17 protein-coding genes are annotated in these 14583 nt (G+C 34.1%); 13 read left to right on the top strand and 4 right to left on the bottom strand.

What is annotated here, in order from left to right; all coding sequences use genetic code 11:
• Positions 1 to 2: 2 nt before the first annotated feature.
• The 3 genes from Q0951_RS03405 (at position 3) to Q0951_RS03395 (ending at position 2693) form a co-directional block, all read left to right on the top strand.
• Positions 3 to 1100, top strand: a complete 1098-nt coding sequence (locus Q0951_RS03405) for a glycosyltransferase family 2 protein (protein WP_299334270.1) — start codon at positions 3 to 5, stop codon at positions 1098 to 1100.
• 90 nt (positions 1101 to 1190) lie between these two features.
• On the top strand, positions 1191 to 2531 hold the full coding sequence (locus tag Q0951_RS03400; protein WP_299334267.1) for a dihydrolipoamide acetyltransferase family protein: 1341 nt from the start codon (positions 1191 to 1193) through the stop codon (positions 2529 to 2531).
• 3 nt (positions 2532 to 2534) lie between these two features.
• Positions 2535 to 2693 (top strand): hypothetical protein, encoded by a 159-nt coding sequence (locus Q0951_RS03395; protein ID WP_299334264.1) that lies wholly within the window; start codon positions 2535 to 2537, stop codon positions 2691 to 2693.
• A gap of 50 nt (positions 2694 to 2743) precedes the next feature.
• Here the strand turns inward: Q0951_RS03395 and Q0951_RS03390 are convergent, their stop codons facing one another.
• The 4 genes from Q0951_RS03390 to Q0951_RS03375 form a co-directional block, all read right to left on the bottom strand.
• Positions 2744 to 4303, bottom strand: a complete 1560-nt coding sequence (locus tag Q0951_RS03390; RefSeq protein ID WP_299334261.1) for a hypothetical protein — start codon at positions 4301 to 4303, stop codon at positions 2744 to 2746.
• A 248-nt stretch (positions 4304 to 4551) separates the two neighbouring features.
• Positions 4552 to 6048 carry an alpha/beta fold hydrolase gene (locus tag Q0951_RS03385; protein WP_299334260.1) on the bottom strand — a complete coding sequence of 499 codons (1497 nt, stop codon included), beginning with the start codon at positions 6046 to 6048 and terminating at the stop codon, positions 4552 to 4554.
• Positions 6049 to 6051: 3 nt separating this feature from the next.
• Positions 6052 to 6447 carry a hypothetical protein gene (locus Q0951_RS03380; RefSeq protein ID WP_299334257.1) on the bottom strand — a complete coding sequence of 132 codons (396 nt, stop codon included), beginning with the start codon at positions 6445 to 6447 and terminating at the stop codon, positions 6052 to 6054.
• A gap of 117 nt (positions 6448 to 6564) precedes the next feature.
• Positions 6565 to 7695, bottom strand: coding sequence for an AraC family transcriptional regulator (locus Q0951_RS03375; protein WP_299334254.1), 1131 nt, complete (start codon positions 7693 to 7695; stop codon positions 6565 to 6567).
• Between the two features lie 94 nt (positions 7696 to 7789).
• Between Q0951_RS03375 and Q0951_RS03370 the strand changes: the two genes are divergently transcribed.
• The 10 genes from Q0951_RS03370 (at position 7790) to Q0951_RS03325 (ending at position 14575) form a co-directional block, all read left to right on the top strand.
• Positions 7790 to 8566: a 3'-5' exonuclease gene (locus tag Q0951_RS03370; protein WP_299334252.1), complete on the top strand. Its 777-nt coding sequence runs from the start codon at positions 7790 to 7792 to the stop codon at positions 8564 to 8566.
• 35 nt (positions 8567 to 8601) lie between these two features.
• On the top strand, positions 8602 to 9522 hold the full coding sequence (locus Q0951_RS03365; RefSeq protein WP_299334249.1) for a carboxypeptidase-like regulatory domain-containing protein: 921 nt from the start codon (positions 8602 to 8604) through the stop codon (positions 9520 to 9522).
• 90 nt (positions 9523 to 9612) lie between these two features.
• Entirely contained in the window at positions 9613 to 10224 is a 612-nt protein-coding gene (locus Q0951_RS03360) for a fumarylacetoacetate hydrolase family protein (protein WP_299334246.1), read from the top strand.
• 3 nt (positions 10225 to 10227) lie between these two features.
• Complete coding sequence (locus tag Q0951_RS03355) at positions 10228 to 10569, top strand: Hpt domain-containing protein (protein WP_299334244.1); 342 nt, start codon at positions 10228 to 10230, stop codon at positions 10567 to 10569.
• Complete coding sequence (locus Q0951_RS03350; RefSeq protein WP_299334241.1) at positions 10569 to 11816, top strand: competence/damage-inducible protein A; 1248 nt, start codon at positions 10569 to 10571, stop codon at positions 11814 to 11816. Before Q0951_RS03355 ends, Q0951_RS03350 begins: the two co-directional genes overlap by 1 nt.
• Before the next feature lie 81 nt (positions 11817 to 11897).
• Positions 11898 to 12134, top strand: a complete 237-nt coding sequence (rpmB, locus tag Q0951_RS03345) for a 50S ribosomal protein L28 (RefSeq protein WP_299224996.1) — start codon at positions 11898 to 11900, stop codon at positions 12132 to 12134.
• A 27-nt stretch (positions 12135 to 12161) separates the two neighbouring features.
• A complete protein-coding gene (gene rpmG / locus Q0951_RS03340; protein ID WP_031444791.1) occupies positions 12162 to 12344 on the top strand; it encodes a 50S ribosomal protein L33 in 183 nt (60 codons plus the stop codon).
• Between the two features lie 16 nt (positions 12345 to 12360).
• Positions 12361 to 12513, top strand: coding sequence for a DUF4295 domain-containing protein (locus Q0951_RS03335; RefSeq protein ID WP_179351793.1), 153 nt, complete (start codon positions 12361 to 12363; stop codon positions 12511 to 12513).
• Between the two features lie 324 nt (positions 12514 to 12837).
• Positions 12838 to 13812 (top strand): signal recognition particle-docking protein FtsY, encoded by a 975-nt coding sequence (ftsY, locus tag Q0951_RS03330; RefSeq protein WP_299334235.1) that lies wholly within the window; start codon positions 12838 to 12840, stop codon positions 13810 to 13812.
• Positions 13813 to 14149: 337 nt separating this feature from the next.
• A complete protein-coding gene (locus Q0951_RS03325; protein ID WP_299334233.1) occupies positions 14150 to 14575 on the top strand; it encodes an SRPBCC domain-containing protein in 426 nt (141 codons plus the stop codon).
• Positions 14576 to 14583 lie beyond the last annotated feature (8 nt).

The raw sequence follows: 14583 nt of genomic DNA, 5'->3' as shown, positions 1-14583 counted from the left end.
GTTTGAAGCTGTCAGTAATCATACTAAATTACAATGTGCGCCACTTTTTGGAGTTATGCCTAAAAAGTGTTCAGGCGGCACTTACTGATATAGATTCTGAAATCATCGTTGTTGATAACCAATCTGCCGATGATAGCTGTATAATGGTTAAGAATTTATTTCCAGAGGTAATTCTTATAGAAAATAAAGAAAACTTGGGATTTGCTAAAGGAAACAATATAGGAGTTGCAAAAGCTAAGGGAGAATACCTATGTATTTTAAATCCCGATACAGTAGTTGCTGAAGATACTTTTAAATTGCTATTAAATGATTCTGAATTAGAAAAGAACCTCGGAATTATAGCTTGCCGACTTATTGACGGACAAGGGCGTTTTTTACCAGAAAGCAAGCGAAATATTCCAACACCATATGTTGCTATAAAAAAGATTTTGGGTCTATCTCGATCTTATTATGTAAGTGATTTAGATCAGAAAGCCTCTGGTGAGGTTCCAATTTTTGTTGGCGCTTTTATGATATTAAAAAATTCTATCTACAAAGAAGTCAATGGATTTGATGAGGATTATTTTATGTATGGTGATGATGTTGATCTGTCTTATAAAGTGCTGAGAGCGGGTTATCGTAATATCTATAATGGCAGTACTTCAGTAGTACATTACAAGGGCGAAAGTACCTTAAAAGATGAGGTCTATGCTAAACGTTTTTATGGCGCCATGCAGATTTTTTATGACAAACATTTTAAGTCAAATTCTATTTTTGATATGTTCGTATGGCTAGGAATAAAATTAGCACCTTTATTTAAGAATACTTCTAAAAATACAAATACAACAGTCAAACAATATGTTTTAATTTCTTCGGAATTATCTAAACCTTTATTAGATGTTTTAAAACAGAATGTAAAGTTGAAGTTAGAAATGGATACATACGAAAACAATACCGAATACATTCTAGATAATAACTACCTTAATTTTAAGTCAATTATCGAAATCTTGTCCAATACACCTGAAAATTGTAATGCAACCTATAAAATTCTGCCAAAAAATTCTAACTTTATCATCGGAAGTAACAGCTCTAAACGTAGAGGAGAGGTGATTACTTTCTAACAATAATTAATTGAAATAATCTCAATAATTGTATTGATTTTTCATTAATTTTGCAATCAACAAACTAATTATCGACCTTAGATTACAGATATGGCAAAATTTGAACTAAAGCTCCCTAAAATGGGAGAGAGTGTTGCAGAAGCAACAATTACGTCTTGGTTAAAAGAAGTAGGAGATACTATTGAAGCTGATGAAGCTGTATTAGAAATTGCTACCGATAAAGTAGATAGCGAGGTTCCAAGTGAAGTTGATGGCGTCTTGTTAGAAAAGTTATTTGATGTTGATGATGTAGTACAAGTTGGTCAAACAATTGCAGTTATTGAAATTGACGGTGATGATAATAGTGCAAGTGATGCTCCAAAAACTGAAGCAATAAAACAAGAATCTGTTCCAGAACCTGTAGCTGTAGCTGAAGTATCTAAGGCAGTAGCTGTAGCTCAGGAAACAGCTGCGCCAATTATTAGTTCTGGTGATCGTTTTTATTCGCCTTTAGTAAGAAATATTGCAAAAAAGGAGGGTGTTTCTCAAGGTGAGTTAGATGCCATGCCTGGCTCTGGTAAAGACGGACGCGTGACTAAAAATGATATTCTTGCATACTTAGATCAAAGAGGTTCTCAACCAGCACCAGCTAAAGTAGAGACTAAGGAAACACCTAAAGTAGTTCCTACACAATCTAATGGTGCTGAAAAGAAAACAGAAGCTACTCCTGTAGTTGCCAGTGGAGATGATGAAATCATTGAGATGACCAGAATGGGTAAATTGATTGCTCACCACATGGTTGAATCTGTTCAGACCTCTGCACATGTTCAGAGTTTTATTGAAGCTGATGTAACTAAAATATGGAACTGGCGTAAGAAAGTTAAAGATGAATTCTTCAAACGTGAAGGTGAAAATCTTACGTTTACCCCAATTTTTATGGAAGCCGTAGCGAAAGCATTACGTGATTTCCCAATGATGAATATATCTGTTCAAGGTGATAATATCATTAAGAAAAAGCATATCAATTTAGGAATGGCTGCAGCTTTAGCCGATGGAAATCTTATTGTTCCAGTAATCAAAGATGCTGACCAATTGAACTTGGTAGGTATGACCAAAAAAGTTAATGATCTTGCTTCTCGTGCTAGAAATAATGAATTAAAGCCAGACGATATACAAGGCGGAACTTATACTGTGACCAATGTTGGTACCTTTGGAAGTATTATGGGAACACCTATTATTAATCAACCTCAAGTTGGTATTTTAGCCCTTGGTGCCATCAGAAAAGTTCCTGCAGTGGTTGAAACTCCTGAAGGTGATTTTATTGGTATTCGTTATAGAATGTTCTTATCGCATTCTTATGATCACAGAGTGGTGAATGGTGCACTTGGCGGACAATTTGTGAAAGCCGTAAAAGATTATTTAGAAGCCTGGGATCCTAATAGAGAGATCTAAGTTTTGAAACCAACGTTAAGACATCTTGTTTTTAAGGCTTATACTGTGGTAAAGGAGCTTACCGAAATGCGTATGTATTATCTGGTTGGTTGGTTTCTTATTGTGTTAGGCTTTTATGTGATTTATTGGATTACAATGGGAGTTATAGCATTGACAACATAAATAAAAAAAGCACAACTTTTAAGTTGTGCTTTTACTTTTTAACAATCTAATTACTTCTTTTTCAGTACAACTTTCCATATTTTATTTGAAGCTCTGGAATTGGTTTTTCCATAGGTTCCTGGATTAGATTTAAATGCTTCTATACCACCAAAAATATAGCCAACTTCAATGTTCGTGTCTTCAAAAGATGCCATATCTAGAATTTCTGTGGTAATGGTTGCTTTGTCTGTTGCAATGGCATAAAGAGGAACATTATCATTTACAAAAAGAATGGCTTCAGCACCATAAAAGGGCGGTTCGTTTTTATCTTTTTGATTAAACAGATCATCAGGCTGTATCAGTTGATGTGTACTTCTAAATGGTCGTTCTCCAATATTTGTTTCGATATGTACTGCAGTATTTGTAAAACCTGATAGATTGCCACTATCGGCAAAATTTCCATCACCTATACCTCCAATTAGAAAGGTGTGTGAGATGTCGGTTTTTGAATCGTAGGTGACAAAACTCGGACAAGAGTACACATTGTAATTATTTTGATTATAAGCTTTGTCTATTGTAAACAATCTACCTTCATCATTAGCAAAATTTGGATGTACATACACAGCATCATTCCAAGCTTGTAAGTCGTTACCTGGTTTAAATACACCTGTGTAAAATGCTAGCCCTTGTTCTATTTGATCTTTTACAGGGCTTTTATAAAGTGTTGGAGTTATTGGTCCGTCTCGTCTTCTAAATTTTGAGAGATTGTCAGCAATAGTTTGCCTAGGATCAATCACATCAGTGATGGCAGTATTAACTGAAATCTTTAGAGTGTGACTGGAGTCTATTAAGGTAAATGGGTAAACAGCATCCACATATTTTTGTCTAGCATTATTAAAATTATGACCTCCAGCCATGTAAAATTTAAGTGATGACCCAGTGCCTGTAGTATGTAATTCTCCACCAGTACTTACTAATAAACTGTCTTTATCTTTGCCAAAAGCAAATAACTTTTCGCTGTTAACACCTTCGTATTTCTTTTTTACAATATTGATCAACGAAGGCACATGGATTTTAGCAACTTGCTTATAGGTTTCATATTGTTTACCAGGATTAACTAAGTCAACTGGACCATAACCTCCAAGGACGTATAGATATTCTCCATGCTGCTTAACTAAAGCATTCGAGTTTTTAAATACAGCTTTGTAGTCTTTATAAACCGAATAGTTTTTAGGATATTTCGCTTTAAGAACTGAATCTAAAGTTGCCAATGATATTTTTATGGTTTTATCCTCATCAATATTATAGACAAAAATATCCTCATTGAATGAAGGAGGTAAAAATGATGTATTAGCATAGTTGCCTTTATTTATCGAGTGTAAGCCACCATCATCAGTACTTCCGGAGTTGGTTCTGCCAGCAAATAAGAGCCAATCATTCCCATGTACACCATGTACAAAAGATTGTAAAGAAGGTGCGTTTTTCTTTTCGGTGACTTCAACAGAAAGCGTGTATGGAAAATCTGATGACTTTTGATTGTTATTCCCTTTTTCCGCAGGTTTTGGTTTGCATGAGAGTGTAAACATTACTGTGAGTAAAAACAATAATGATTTTGTTAAATAGGTGTTCATAATAGTAGATGTAGAGTTAAAATTAATTTAGGTCTAATTTAAATGAAACTTGAATGTTATAAACGGGTAGAAACACCTGTTTTTATAGTCTGTTAACTAATTATTAAGTTTGGGATTTCAAAATGAAAAAATAAAACAACAGTATGACAATGTGATAACTATCTTATTTACAATAAAACTGTCAATGTAGTATTGGGTTGTATTTGAATAAAAATAACTTTCAGTGTCTAATATCGAATCTCAAAGGATTAATCAACTTTAAATTTTGGAGATGTTATATTTTCAAAGCAGGGAATAATTGGTTTAGTAGTTGGGTCATTAAAAAATTGATTAGCCATTTCCATAGCACAAGTATTACTCCAATTAGTTGTTGGTGTATGTTTCCATCCTTTAAAAATAATATGAAAACTACTAGATAAGTTATTTTGCATTTGAGCTGCCCATTTAGGTGGTGTCTGACTATCATATTCCCCATTGATTAATAATACAGGAATATCACTTTTTACAGGTGAATTTTCAATGTCTTCCACTTTTTTTACGCTCCATATATTACAAACTGAGGAAGAATAAACGTCAGGTTCTAATCCTATTAATTCAGGATATGCTTTTGATTCTTTGTAAATAGCATCTTGAGAAGCAAAAGGATACTCTTCAGCGCACCAAACAGATAAACGCATTCCAATTCCAGAGCCAGAGCCTTTATTTTGTAATAGATTAATTAACTTGTATTTGATAGTACTGAAATCGTCGCGTAACAGTTTGTCTATTTCAGAAGGAACTGCATAGATATCTCCTGTTGATGCAGCAGAAACAATAGAAATGAGATCATTGCCTGAAAGATAAAATAATTCCTCTTTTTTAGTGTTTGGATGCTCCACAGTAAGCTCTATTGGTGTTTTTGTTGTTTCTGATAAGAACGTCCAGAAGCGTGTCTTTACATTAGGGTAAGCTTTGTTGCAATCCCTATCATTTTCACAATCAAAAAAAAGTTTATCCACAGATTCTACCAAATTAGTAATGCTTTGTTCATCATAATTAACTTCTAAGGGTAAAGGCGAATCCATAACTACACTTCTAATACGCTTTGGATGATCTCTTAAAAGCACTTGGGCAATTTTTGTACTATATGATATGGTTAGTAAGTTATAAGACTCAATGTCTAAAGCATTAATTAAATCATTTATATCCTCAGCAATAGCAGTCGTGTGATACTGATTCAGATCAATTTGTTGTTCTTTTAATCGTTCTCTACAGGCTGTTGCTGCAGATTCTAAAAGTTGATCTGAGGTTTGTTTGTCAAAATCTGGTAGGCTGGATTGGTAAAGCGCTTCAGCCCATTCCGGACAGTCCAGATGAGGTTTTGAGAATTCTGTTCCTCGTTGTTCAAAGAGAATAACATCCCTATCATCTAAATATTTATAATACTTCATGTATTGCGCAGAATACATGCTTGAATTACCAGGACCACCTACAGTATAAATTATAGGATCTTTTTTGGGGTTGGGATGACGACTTTTAAAAATATAAATAGGAAGTTCTATAGTTCTTCCGTTTGGTTTATCTCTGTTCTCAAGAACTTTTAGATATCCAAAGGTGTAGGCTTGGTCTTCCTTAATTTTGAAAAAAGAGTTTTTTGACTCTTTAAACGTAGGTACAAAGTGAGATGTCTCTTGGCTCTTACACGACTGAAACATTAATAAAAAAGTCGTAATATATATAATGGTAGGATGCTTTAGTAATCTCATAGTTTATTCTTTTTCTTTAGTGGCAGTCCAAACTGAAAGGAAATCTCTATCAACTGCATGTGTTGTTCCGTAAAGTATTCCGTCTTTGTAGTAAAATGACGTGTTATAATCGCCTGTGCCATCTCCTGAGATTAATGCTGCATAAATCGTATGAGTTTGTGTGTTTGTTTTTCCATTCCGAATTTTTACACCATCACGATAGAAAAAACCTTTTAGACTTTTAGTATCTGCATGAGTGATAATCATTTTGGCAAAATTTGAATCTGTAGTGTCTTGCGGACTCATATCCAATATCCAGACACCTTTTAAAACACTTAAGTCAGATTCGACCGATTGAGCATTTGTTTGAATTGGTAACATTGATAAGATTCCAATAAGTATTACATAAATGGGTTTCATAGTTTTTGATTTAAAATTTCTTCAAACCTATCTATTAGAATTCTAATTATCGTTTCAAATAGCTAATTGACACTTTTTTAATGAATTTATATGGTGCCAATTAACAAATTGAAACCTTTATTTATTCGGTTTTAATTCGCTAGGTAAAATACCAAGTTGCTTTGTTATGGCACGGTTAAATGAAGATTTAGAATTGAAACCTGCTTCCATTGCCATACTTAGTAATGTGTATTTTGAGTTTTTTGGATCGTTGATTAATTCCTGAACTTCTTTTACTCGATATCCATTGATATAATCGTTGAATCTTTTGTTGAAGATCTCATTCAAACAACGAGAAATTAAATAAGGTTTGATATCTAGTTGCCTGGCAAGACTATTTAAAGATAGATCTTGGTTTTTAAAAAGCTTTTTTTCTTGCATTGATTGTTCCAAAGTCTTAGCAATTTTCTCAAGCTTCTTTTTTTCTTCTGAATTAAGTTCGGTTTTTACAGTAAATTCAGGATCATTTCTTCGAGAGAATCCTTCTAGACCTATCCAATAGGTAAGAATAGCGATGCCTATGAAAAAAGGATAATAATAGAATCGTACAAAATAGAAATAAGAGCCTTCATTAGTGTAATTATAGACGATTAGATCAATAAGTAGTACTAACAAGACCACAATGAAATACACCTTAAAGGAGGTCATTATCCGTTTGATCCATGACAGTTTTTTATCGTTTGTATCCAGTATTTCTGTTGCAGAGCTTAGTAGTTTTTGAGATTTATGTGTGTAAAATATGATAAGCATACTGGCAATGATATAAATTGTAGAATTATTCATCCAAACAACATATCCCCAATATCCCAACCAGGATAAACTTTCTTTCGTACCATCCCAATAGAGATTTTGTAATCTAACAAATACACTACATGTAATTTGTAGGACTACAGGAATGAAATGAATTAAATCTTTTCTTTTTAGTTTTAAACTAGGTTGAATTTGTGCCTTTGTATAGAAATAAAGAAGTGCTCCATGAATCCAGCTTAAATCAATCATTATATAATACCAGCTATCGTAGTAACCCAGACCAAATAGACGCATGATTTGTACAATTAGACGATAGGATAAAAAGAACAAAATAATAGCTAATAATTTATTGGCTGTCTTATTGCGTTTTGTAGACTTGAATAAAATAATACCGTAAATCAAGCCCTGTATGGCTCCAATACATAAAAGTAGAACAATGAGAATTTTTGTTATTTCCATTGAAACGAATTTCGGCTTTTTATTTTGTAAACTCAAATTTCATATCAATAGAATTTTTTATTTATTCTGGTTACCTTTGTTTAAAATCTTCGCTATGCAACTAAATTTATCAAAGCCTATCTGTTTTTTCGATCTGGAAACTACAGGAATTAATATTACCAACGATCGAATAGTAGAAATTTCAATTTTAAAAGTGCACCCAAACGGAAAAGAAGAAACGTATACCCAACGTGTTAATCCTACCATTCCTATTCCACCTCAGGTTACTTTAGTGCATGGTATTTCAGATGCTGATGTTGCTGATAAACCAACATTTAAGGAGATTTCAAAAGAGGTGTATGCCATGATCAAAGATTCTGATCTCGGTGGTTTCAACTCTAATCGTTTTGATATTCCGTTGCTGGCAGAAGAGATGTTACGTGCCGATGTTGATTTCGATATGAAAAACAGATTATCAATTGATGTACAAACCATATTTCATAAAATGGAGCAGCGTACATTGACAGCAGCCTATAAATTCTATTGTGATAAAAACCTGGATGATGCGCATAGTGCTGAAGCGGATACTTTAGCAACCTACGAAGTACTGAAATCACAATTAGACCGATATGAAACACTTGAGAACGATGCTAAATTTCTGGCCGATTTCAGCTCAAGAAAGAAATTTGCAGATTTTGCAGGTTTTATTAGCTTTAACAAAGAAGGTCAAGAGTGTTTTTCATTTGGAAAGCACAAAGGGAAACTGGTAACTGAAATCCTGGAAAAAGAACCAGGCTATTTTGGATGGTTGCTCAATGCAGATTTTCCGTTATATACCAAAAAAGTGTTAACAGCCATTAAATTACGTCAGTTTAATAATAAATTGGATTAAAGACGTTTTTATAATTAAGATACGCCCTTTTTTAAATGAAATTAAAACTCCTCTTTTTTCTATTACCACTATTTATTTTTGCTCAGGAAAATGAAGCAAAAGGGGTTGTTCTAGATGCAAAAACCGGAGCGCCAATTCCGTATGTCAATATCAGTATCGTCAACTCCAAAGCAGGAACATCCAGTCAGGAAGATGGAAGTTATACTCTCACCATATATAATGAAGATTTAGAAAAATCCGTGAGGTTATCCTCTCTTGGTTATCATGATAAGGAAATAACAGTAGTAGATTTACTGAAAACAGTAAAGATTTATTTACAACCTTCAATTGAAGAACTCAATGAAGTTTTGATTTCTAAAAAAATAGAGGATCAGTTTTTAGAGATAAATCCGTTGCGAAAGGATAATATTTACGGAGGTTTTGGAGCTGGTACACGACCATGGAACATAGGATTATACTTTCCGTATCGTGCAAATTATCAACAAACACAATATCTGAAATCGCTTACAGTTCATCTCAATGAAGGGGTGTTTACTGATCAACGCGACTCTAAATTTAGAATTAGATTATATACGGTTGGTAAAGATGGTTTGCCTGATGAGGATCTCATATTTCAGAACATCATTATTAACGTTGGAAAAGACCAGGATCTGGTTTTTATTGACTTGTCAAGGCACAGTGTTACATTTCCAACTAATGGCTTATATGTTGCGTTAGAAGGCTTGGCTATACCCTATAATGCCTACGAAGGAACAACTAGTTTTGTCAATCCAGAAGGAAAAAGAGAAACCAGAAAAATTACAAGATATGCACCATCTTTTGCGGCCACATCTGCTTTGGTAAGAGATCATAAAGTCGTTTTTTATGTTGATGGTAAATGGTGGAACTATAATGTTAATACGCCTGCAGATCAAAAAATGTTTATTCCAGCTATTACCCTTACATTATCTAACTAAAGTTATTAGTTGCTCTGTAATTCTTTCCGTAATTTTGTCCCTTTAATTGAAATATCTAATTTTAGAATAACAGCTAAACTCTAAATAAAGGTGAAACTCATTTGTATTGGTCGTAATTATACAGACCACATAAAAGAATTAGAAAACGAACGGCCTACAGATCCTGTAGTATTTTTAAAACCAGATACCTCTATTTTATTAAAGAAGCAGCCGTTTTTTATTCCAGATTTTTCAGAAGACGTGCATCACGAAGTTGAGATTTTGGTTAAGATTAATAAAGTAGGAAAACACATCGCTAAAAAGTTTGCTCATAAATATTATGATCATATTGGATTGGGTATTGATTTTACAGCAAGAGATTTACAAGCACAGCTCAAAGCTAAAGGATTACCATGGGAGAAAGCTAAAGCTTTTGATGGAGCAGCAGTTATAGGTCAATGGCTCCCTAAAACCGACTTTGAAGATGTCAATAACATCAATTTCAGTTTGTACAAAAATGATGAGATTGTTCAAGACGGAAACACGAGTTTGATGCTCTGGAAAATTGATGAGATCATAGAATATGTCTCAAAATATTTTACTTTAAAGATTGGAGATGTTATATTTACGGGAACTCCATCAGGAGTTGGCAAAGTTATTGCAAACGATAAATTAAAGGGTTATATCGAAGACAAACAATTGTTTTCTATTACAGTAAAATAATACATGGAACAACATTACAAATTAGCAAGAGTTAAAGAATTAGCCGATAATGACATGGATTTTGTGAAATCATTGGCAGAAGCATTTTTAGAGGAAGTGCCTGAAGATGCAGAACGACTCAAAAAAGCAGTAGCTGAACAAGATTACTACAATGCCTATCAGGCAGCACATAAAATGAAGCCAACAGTAGATTTATTTGAACTTGGTGTACTTCAGGATCTGATTGTTGTACAAGACTGGGGAAAGTTTGAGAAAGCAGATGAAGATTGTTCTAAAGAATTAGACTTGGTACTAACTGCTGTAGAACAAGCAACTGCAGAACTAAAGCAAGATTTTAATCTATAATGCAAGCAGAAATTATTACCATTGGTGATGAAATTCTCATTGGCCAAATTGTTGATTCAAACTCAGCATTTATAGCAAAGCAACTCAATAAAATAGGAGTTTCAGTATACCAGATCACTTCAGTACAAGATGATAGAACTCATATTCTAAAAGCGTTTGAAGAAGCGGAAGCCAATGCAGATATTGTCATTGTTACTGGTGGTTTAGGGCCAACAAAAGATGACATCACAAAAAAAACCATAGCCGATTATTTCGATGATACATTAAAAGAAGATGTTTCAGTGAGAAAAAATATCGAGCATATTTGGGAGATTTATGTCAAGAAACCTATCATGCAAGTCAACTTAGATCAGGCATTAGTACCATCAAAGGCTGAGGTGTTAATGAATAAATATGGTAGTGCACCAGGCATGTGGCTTGAAAAAAATGAGACTGTTTTTATATCACTACCTGGAGTGCCTTATGAGATGAAAGCACTTATAGAAGACGAAGTCCTGCCAAAATTGCGTACGCGATTTGAATTTCCTTACATACAGCATAAAACCTTTTTGACCTATGGCATGGGTGAAAGTTCATTAGCAGAACGTATTGAGTCCTTTGAAAGTGCCTTGCCAGATTTTATAAAATTGGCATATCTACCTAGTTTAGGACGTGTGCGTTTGCGTTTATCAGCAAAAGGCATGGATAAAGCACGCATTACAACCGAAATGGAAAAGCAAACCCAGACCTTATTACCGCAAATTGAAGATATCTTTGCTGGTTTTGAGGAGGATTTATCCATTGAAGCTGTTATTGGTAAGTATTTAACTGAAATGGGAAAAACCGTGGCTACTGCTGAAAGTTGCACTGGCGGACTCATAGCAGAGCGCTTTACAGCCAATGCAGGAGCCTCAAAATACTTTAAAGGAAGTGTAGTGAGTTATACCAAAGAGACTAAAGTGAATGTGCTCAAGGTTTCCGAAGCTATTATAGATAAACACTCCGTAGTGAGCGGAGAAGTTGCTGAAGCGATGGCTAAAAATGTCTTACAATTGATACAAACCGATTATGCCATTGCTACTACAGGAAATGCTGGTCCTACCAAAGATGATACTGCAGAAGATCTGGGTATAGTATATATAGCTATCGCAACAAAAGATCGTGTGTATTCTGAGAAGTTTAGTTTTGGTAATCATCGTGTAAAAGTGATCAATAAAGCAGCAAATAAAGCCTTTGAAATGTTACAAAAAGAAATTTTAAAAAAGTAACACTTTTAGTTTGTTGGTATTGTAAAGTTTTACTAAATTTGCACCCTGTTTTAAAAGAACATAATTTAAAGTTAGAAAGAAATGTCAAGAGTTTGTGAACTTACAGGAAAGAAAGCGATGGTTGGAAACAATGTTTCTCACGCGATGAATAAAACAAAGCGTAAATTTAACGCTAACTTGATCAAGAAACGTTTTTACATTCCTGAAGAAGATAAGTGGGTTACTTTAAAAGTATCTACTTCAGCATTGAAGACCATCAACAAGATTGGTATTTCTGCTGCAATCAAAGAAGCAAAATCCAAAGGATTTTTAAAATAATAGCATAACGCGTTAAATACACGTACAATGGCAAAAAAAGGAAATAGAATACAGGTTATATTAGAATGTACAGAGCACAAAGAGTCTGGAATGCCAGGAACTTCTCGTTACATCACTACAAAAAATAAAAAGAATACGCCAGATAGAATGGAAATCAAAAAATTCAATCCTATCTTAAAGCGTATGACAGTTCACAAAGAGATTAAATAAGAAAATTATATAAGTCATGGCAAAGAAATCAGTAGCATCATTACAAACAGGATCTAAAAGACTTACTAAAGCGATCAAAATGGTAAAATCTCCAAAAACTGGCGCTTACATGTTTGTTGAGTCAGTAATGGCACCAGAGTTTGTCAATGATTTTTTAAGTAAAAAATAATTAAACACTTGTGTTTAATACCGAACTGCTTTCAGATTTGAAAGCAGTTTTTTTATGTCTATATTTGAGGAAGTATGACAACTTAGCAGTGTATTAATTAGGGCAAGGTTGTTGTATTCTATGTGTTGACGTTACGCTCTTTCGCTCGCCTTCTTCGCCGAAGTGCTTCGTAGGCTTAAAAGCTCTGGAGCGTCGGGCTTTACGCTTAAATCTTTTATCATGTTAAAACCTTTCGACTGCGCTCAAGGTGACATGAGAAAAGGATACCGCTGCAATCCCTAACGCATAATAGAACAGCTAAACTAAAAACGACGATACAATACAATGAGTTTTTTTAAAAAGATATTTTCTTCGGAAAAAAAAGAAACCCTTGATAAAGGGTTAGAGAAATCGAAAACATCGTTTTTCTCAAAATTAAATAAAGCAGTTGCAGGTAAATCTAAAGTTGATGATGATGTCTTAGATAACCTCGAAGAAGTTTTAGTGACTAGTGATGTTGGTGTCAATACCACATTGAAAGTCATTGAACGTATCGAAGAACGTGTTTCTAAAGATAAGTATCTGGGAACTTCTGAGCTCAACCAAATCTTACGTGAAGAGATTGCTGGACTCTTGTCTGAGACGAATTCTGGAGAAGATACAGAGTATACCATTCCAGAATTACCAAGACAAGAAGACGGCTCTAAAACACCTTATGTATTAATGGTTGTTGGTGTAAATGGTGTTGGTAAGACAACAACTATTGGTAAGTTAGCTTATCAGTTTAAAAAGAAAGGACTTAAAGTTGTTCTTGGTGCAGCAGATACCTTTAGAGCTGCGGCTATTGATCAACTTCAGGTATGGGCAGATCGCGTTGATGTCCCAATGATTCGTCAAGAAATGGGAAGTGATCCAGCTAGTGTTGCTTTTGATGCCTTACAATCAGGTGTTAATCAGGATGCTGATGTTATCATTATTGATACTGCGGGAAGACTTCACAACAAGGTCAATTTAATGAACGAGTTGACCAAAGTGAAACGTGTCATGCAAAAAGTGGTTGGCGACGCACCTCATGATGTATTGTTGGTGTTAGACGGTTCTACAGGTCAGAATGCTTTTGAACAAGCTAAACAATTTACAGCAGCTACAGAAGTTACTACATTAGCGGTTACTAAACTTGACGGAACAGCTAAAGGTGGTGTAGTGATTGGTATTAGTGACCAGTTCCAAATTCCTGTAAAGTATATTGGAGTAGGTGAAGGTATTGAAGATCTTCAGGTCTTTAATAAGTATGAGTTTGTAGATAGTTTCTTTAAGTAGAAAACCACATATTTGAATAGCGAAAAAACGTTAAGACTCCTTTCTATCATAACCTTTGGTCTTGCAATAATTCGCGTGTTGTATTATCTCCAGAGTATTGTTTACGCTTATCTTGACGGAACTAGCAGTCCACTAATTCCTAAATATCTCTGGAAATATACTGTGTTTCCAATGGTTATTCTGTCTTTAATATTTATCCTAATAGGAATATATACCTATAGAAGTTTTAATAAGCAGCGTTACAATGCTTATGCTATTTGGCTTCTTTTCATCTATTCTGTTTTATTTATCTTTATGGGAAGTTACGTTTATGAATTCGTAAATAGTTTCAATCCTTATGCATAATATTTACTTCGATCTCTATATCAATTCATCTGTAAAGCAGGTCTTCGATGCGTTTTGTTTGCCAGAACATTTAGACAATTGGTGGACTTTAAAATCATCGGGGAAACCTGAATTAGGTCACATATACAATCTTAATTTTACAGATGACTATAATTGGTTTGCCGAAGTCTCAAAAGTAAAAGCAAACGAATACTTCTATTTAAAAATGACAGATTCAAGTAGCGATTGGAATCCGACTACTTTTGGTATCACACTTGAATCGCATGATAATAAAACCTTATTCAAGTTCTCACATACCAATTGGCCAGAGAATAATCATGAATTCAGGAATTCTTCATTTTGCTGGGCACAATTACTCCAAGGCTTAAAAAATTATATTGAAAAGGGAAATGTGATTCCTTTTGAACAACGTAATTAATCTCATTT

Origin of the sequence: uncultured Psychroserpens sp. (assembly GCF_947501425.1) — a bacterium.
Lineage (GTDB): Bacteria > Bacteroidota > Bacteroidia > Flavobacteriales > Flavobacteriaceae > Psychroserpens.
The sequence above is the reverse complement of the archived record's forward strand: the minus strand, read 5'-3'. Positions and strand labels throughout refer to the sequence as shown.

What these genes read in the sequence shown, in the direction of transcription:
- Q0951_RS03380 (WP_299334257.1), bottom strand. Translation starts at nt 6,447, where the DNA reads ATGAAACCCATTTATGTAATACTTATTGGAATCTTATCAATGTTACCA.
- ftsY (WP_299334235.1), top strand. Translation starts at nt 12,838, where the DNA reads ATGAGTTTTTTTAAAAAGATATTTTCTTCGGAAAAAAAAGAAACCCTT.
- Q0951_RS03390 (WP_299334261.1), bottom strand. Translation starts at nt 4,303, where the DNA reads ATGAACACCTATTTAACAAAATCATTATTGTTTTTACTCACAGTAATG.
- Q0951_RS03365 (WP_299334249.1), top strand. Translation starts at nt 8,602, where the DNA reads ATGAAATTAAAACTCCTCTTTTTTCTATTACCACTATTTATTTTTGCT.
- rpmB (WP_299224996.1), top strand. Translation starts at nt 11,898, where the DNA reads ATGTCAAGAGTTTGTGAACTTACAGGAAAGAAAGCGATGGTTGGAAAC.
- Q0951_RS03400 (WP_299334267.1), top strand. Translation starts at nt 1,191, where the DNA reads ATGGCAAAATTTGAACTAAAGCTCCCTAAAATGGGAGAGAGTGTTGCA.
- Q0951_RS03375 (WP_299334254.1), bottom strand. Translation starts at nt 7,695, where the DNA reads ATGGAAATAACAAAAATTCTCATTGTTCTACTTTTATGTATTGGAGCC.
- Q0951_RS03325 (WP_299334233.1), top strand. Translation starts at nt 14,150, where the DNA reads ATGCATAATATTTACTTCGATCTCTATATCAATTCATCTGTAAAGCAG.
- Q0951_RS03355 (WP_299334244.1), top strand. Translation starts at nt 10,228, where the DNA reads ATGGAACAACATTACAAATTAGCAAGAGTTAAAGAATTAGCCGATAAT.
- Q0951_RS03350 (WP_299334241.1), top strand. Translation starts at nt 10,569, where the DNA reads ATGCAAGCAGAAATTATTACCATTGGTGATGAAATTCTCATTGGCCAA.
- Q0951_RS03385 (WP_299334260.1), bottom strand. Translation starts at nt 6,048, where the DNA reads ATGAGATTACTAAAGCATCCTACCATTATATATATTACGACTTTTTTA.
- Q0951_RS03335 (WP_179351793.1), top strand. Translation starts at nt 12,361, where the DNA reads ATGGCAAAGAAATCAGTAGCATCATTACAAACAGGATCTAAAAGACTT.
- Q0951_RS03370 (WP_299334252.1), top strand. Translation starts at nt 7,790, where the DNA reads ATGCAACTAAATTTATCAAAGCCTATCTGTTTTTTCGATCTGGAAACT.
- rpmG (WP_031444791.1), top strand. Translation starts at nt 12,162, where the DNA reads ATGGCAAAAAAAGGAAATAGAATACAGGTTATATTAGAATGTACAGAG.